General features: G+C 66.0%; 2 protein-coding genes. Both read left to right on the top strand.

Annotated elements, in window-relative coordinates; all coding sequences use genetic code 11:
* Window positions 1-27 precede the first annotated feature (27 nt).
* The gene (locus Q9R30_RS19140) at window positions 28-1,035 is read left to right on the top strand and encodes a LacI family DNA-binding transcriptional regulator (RefSeq protein ID WP_311218574.1); all 1,008 of its coding nucleotides are present in this window, start codon (window positions 28-30) and stop codon (window positions 1,033-1,035) included.
* A gap of 121 nt (window positions 1,036-1,156) precedes the next feature.
* Complete coding sequence (locus Q9R30_RS19135) at window positions 1,157-4,234, top strand: glycoside hydrolase family 2 TIM barrel-domain containing protein (RefSeq protein WP_311218573.1); 3,078 nt, start codon at window positions 1,157-1,159, stop codon at window positions 4,232-4,234.
* The last annotated feature ends 317 nt before the right edge of the window (window positions 4,235-4,551 follow it).

The following is a 4,551-nucleotide window of genomic DNA, read 5'->3' as shown; positions in this document are numbered from 1 at the left end:
ACCCACCACCAGCCTAGACTTACCGTCATGACCTCGAGTTCCAGCGGCCCACAGGTCCGCCGCGCCACCATCCTGGACGTGGCGGCCGCCGCAGGAGTATCCCGGCAGACAGTCACCCGGGCCATGAACGACATGCCAGGAATCAGCGCGGCCACCCGTGAGCGCGTCAAGGCGCTGGCAACAGAGCTCGGTTATTCCCCCAGCCGGTTTGCCAAGGGCCTGGTGCAGGGCGCCCGAACCTCACTGGGGCTGGCCATTCCGGATCTCACAAACCCCTATTTCCCGGCCTTTGCATCCAGCGTGGTGGAGGAAGCCACCCAGCGGGGCTGGAACGTGGTCATGGATGATTTTGGCCACGGCAGCGGAAACGGCCTCGACGCCGTGGCCCGGCTCGCGCCCCAGGTTGATGCCCTGATCGGCTACCTTGGGGCCAGCTCGCATCAAGCCCAGTCCTTGATGGGACGGCGCCCTGTGGTGGTCCTGGACAACCCGGCAGGACAGGCCGCCGGCCGGATCTCCTTTGACTACGTCCATGCGGCACGGATGGCACTGGAGCACCTCCTGGCGGCACAGTGCCGGCAGATCGCCTACCTGGATTCGGACGAAGGAGGGCCGGCCACCACCCGCGGGCTCGCTGTTGCGGCAGCGGCCGCCGACGCCGGCATCGACATCATCATCCGCCAGGCAGCGGACACAGCCCCGGCGGCACGGGACGCAGTCCGCTCCCTGCTCGAGCAGCACGGCACGGTCGACGGGCTCCTGGTGTTCAACGACCTCATGGCGGCGGGAGCCCTCAAAGCCCTGCACGCCGCCGGCAGGGCGGTGCCGCGGGACTGTGCAGTGATCGGCATGGACGGCATACCCCTGGGCGAACTCATCTCGCCCGAGCTGACCACGCTCGCACTGGACCTGCGTGCGGTAGGCCGGGCCGCCGTCGGACTTGTGGCAGATCTGCTGTCCGGCGCAGTAGAGGCTGGAAGCCCGGACGCCGCCCTGGTCCTCAAGCACCGGCTGGTGCTTCGCCAGTCGGCCTGACCCTTCTCAAAGCAGACGTGAACGGATAGGCTTGAACGGCGAGCCGTGAACGTTCACGTATAGCCAGTCGAGACCACGGTTCCCGCACCCCGACCCCAGCCTCCCTGAAGCAAGGAAACCCATGCAAGCCCACTCCCTTACCGCCACGGCGGACAGCACGCCCGAAATCATGACCGGTTCAGCAGCCCGATGCCTGAATCTTGGGGCTGGCGAGATCAGGGACCTGGAATCTCTTGAACCGGGCAAGGGTACGTTGCCTCCGCGCGCTTCCCTGCTCAGCGACGCGCCACGGCTGTCGTTGAACGGCGACTGGCAGTTTCGCCTTAGTTCCGGCATCCGGACCGCACCGAAAGCCGGCTGGCAGCAGGGCGAGGACCTGAATGGATTCGAGAGCCTGCCCGTACCATCCTGCTGGCCAATGCACGGGCATGGCACTCCCGCCTACACCAATGTCCAGTTTCCCTTCGCCGTGGAGCCGCCGCATGTGCCGGAAGCCAATCCCATTGGCGACCACCTGGTTGCCTTTGAGGCCGGCCCCGAGTTCTTCCCGCACGCCCTGCTGCGATTCGACGGCATCGAGTCCGCCGGAACCGTGTGGCTGAACGGAGTAGAGCTTGGAACTACGCGCGGCAGCCGGCTGGCCCATGAATTCGATGTATCCGGGATCCTGGTTCAGGGGCAGAACATCCTTGCTGTGCGGGTGGCGCAGTTCTCGGCCGCCAGCTACGTGGAGGACCAGGACATGTGGTGGCTTCCCGGCATCTTCCGCGATGTGACGCTGCAGGCAAGGCCTGAGGCCGGCATCGACGACGTCTTCGTCCACGCAGGCTACGACCACGCCACCGGCGAAGGCACCCTCAAGGTGGAGGTGACCCGGGGCGGACAGGCGATTGACGCCGTCGTCCGCGTTGCCGAACTGGATGCGGAACTGTCTGCAGGCACGGAACTGCGCATCCCCGCCGTCGAACCCTGGTCTGCGGAGGTGCCCCGGCTCTATGAGGCCACCGTCAGCACCCCCGGAGAGTCGGTGGAGCTGCAGCTCGGCTTCCGCAGCATCACCATCGAGGACGCGCAATTCAAGGTCAACGGACGGCGGATCCTGCTGCGCGGCGTTAACCGCCACGAACACCATCCTCGCTTCGGCCGCGTGGTTCCCAGGGACGTAGTGGAGGCCGAACTGCGGCTCATGAAACAGCACAACATCAATGCCATCCGCACCTCCCATTACCCGCCGCACCCGGAGTTCCTGGCACTTGCCGACCAGCTCGGCTTCTATGTCGTGCTCGAGTGCGACCTTGAAACGCATGGCTTTGAAAGCGCCGGCTGGGCCCAAAACCCGAGCGACGACCCGCAGTGGGAAACAGCCCTGGTGGACCGCATGCGCCGGACGGTTGAGCGGGACAAGAACCACCCCGCGGTGATCATGTGGTCGCTTGGCAACGAGGCGGGCACCGGCAGGAACCTCGCCGCCATGTCCCGCTGGACCAAGGACCGGGACCCTTCCCGCCCCATCCACTACGAGGGCGACTGGTCCTCCGCGCACGTCGACGTCTACTCCCGGATGTACGCCAGCCAGGCGGAAACTGCCCTGATCGGGCAGGGGATTGAGCCGGCGCTCGAAGATGCCGCGCTGGATGCCCGGCGCAGGGCGATGCCATTTGTCCTTTGCGAGTATGTCCACGCCATGGGCAACGGCCCCGGCGGCATGAGCGAGTACCAGGAGCTTTTCGAGAAGTACCCGCGCCTGATGGGCGGCTTCGTGTGGGAGTGGCTGGAACACGGCATTACCGTCGCCTTCCCGGACGGTGGCGAGCACTACGCCTACGGCGGGGACTTCGGCGAAGAAGTTCACGACGGCAATTTCGTCACCGACGGCCTGGTTGATGCGGACCGCAAACCCCGGCCGGGCTTGCTGGACTTCAAGAAGGTCATTGAGCCGCTGCGCATCGCGGTGGCAGGCGACTGGTCCGGTTTCACACTGCGCAACGGCCAGGACTTTGCGGACACTGCTGCGTTCAGCTTCGGTTATGTGGTGGAATCCCAGGGCAGGACCCTCGACGCCGGCACGCTGGACGTTCCGCGCGTGGCACCACAGGCGGAAGCGGTCATTGCCCTGCCTGCCAGTGTCGCTGCCCTTGCCGTCTCTGAGCATGACGGCCGGCCTGCTGTACTGACTGTCAGCGCAGTCCTCGCCGCTGATTCCGCTTGGGCTGCCGCTGGTCACGAAATTGCCTGGGGGCAGTCCGTCCGGGAGCCTGGCGCTCCGGCTGGACCGGCGCCGGCTGCAGCGGTGCACGTCCAGCAGGATGAACTGACGCTGGGCCCCATCGTCTTCAGCCGGGTGACGGGCATGCCCACCTCCATAGGCGGCATCCCCGTGGAAAAGCTCGCGCTGAATCTGTGGTGGGCCCCCACGGACAACGACCTTGGCCGTGAATGGGGCGGCGCCGACGAGCGTCCCCTGGCCGCCCGGTGGAAGGATGCCGGCCTCAACCGCCTCCACAACCGTTTGCTGGGTATCACGGCGGACGCCGCTGCCGGCGCCGCCCCTGGCTCCAGTACTTTCACTGCCGACGGCGGGCGAAACGGCGGCGAAGTCCTGACCGTCCGGACGCGTGTAAGCGCTGCCGACAAACAGTATGGAGTGTTGGTGGACTATGCGTGGACCAGCGATGGCGAAGCTGTTGGGCTTCGGACCTCGGTCCGGCCGGACGGCGCGTGGACCGATCGAGGCTACGGCGTGGAATGGGCGCGGATAGGGCTGGAACTTGTGCTGGGAGAAGAGGCGGAGCTGGTGAGCTGGTTCGGCCAGGGTCCCCACCAGAGCTACCCGGACACGGGGCAGGGAGCGCGGACGGGCTGGTTCTCGATTCCGCTTTCGGGGATGGATGTGGACTACGTGCGGCCCCAGGAATGCGGCGCCCGGTCCGGCGTGCGGTCGGCTGCATTGCGGTTTGGGGACCGGGCGCTGGAGATAGCGGGAGATTCTTTTGCGCTGACTGTCCGGCCCTACAGCCAGGACGTCCTGCACGCCGCGACGCATCGGCCGGACTTGAGGGCGGATGGCCGAAGCTACCTCTATCTGGACCATGCGCTCAGGGGGGTGGGAACCGCTGCTTGTGGTCCCGGTGTGCTGGCGCAGTACCGTCTTGAGCCCCGTGAAGCCGACTTCTCCCTGACCCTGAGGGTGCGCAGCTAAGGGAGCTGCAAAATGTGAGCCAGTCCATAGTGCTGGAGGGCGTGGCGCAGACGTGCCGGCTAAGGCCAAAGACCCCTGGAAACCCCGGAAATCCGGGGTTTCCAGGGGTAGGCCCCGTCCCTGGGAGAGGATTTGCGGAGCGGCTTCGCGCCGTGTATTGTTTTCTGAGTCGCCGCCGCTGAAGCGGAAAAATAGCGGCCAAACCCCTTACCAAACAGCCTGAAAATGGTTCGCCTCTTGGCGCGCCGAACGCGGGCGGGGCCGGTTTCAGAGCAGAGAAAATCGCGGAAACGCCGATTTGCAAAGCTCCTTGAAAC

It is taken from the genome of Arthrobacter sp. AB6 (genome assembly GCF_031844545.1).
Taxonomy (GTDB): Bacteria; Actinomycetota; Actinomycetes; order Actinomycetales; family Micrococcaceae; genus Arthrobacter.
Note: the sequence above shows the minus strand (reverse complement) of the source record. Positions and strands in the feature narration are given on the sequence as shown.

Excerpts from the sequence above, each read along its gene's own strand:
- Q9R30_RS19140 (WP_311218574.1), top strand. The coding sequence starts at position 28 with ATGACCTCGAGTTCCAGCGGCCCACAGGTCCGCCGCGCCACCATCCTG.
- Q9R30_RS19135 (WP_311218573.1), top strand. The coding sequence starts at position 1,157 with ATGCAAGCCCACTCCCTTACCGCCACGGCGGACAGCACGCCCGAAATC.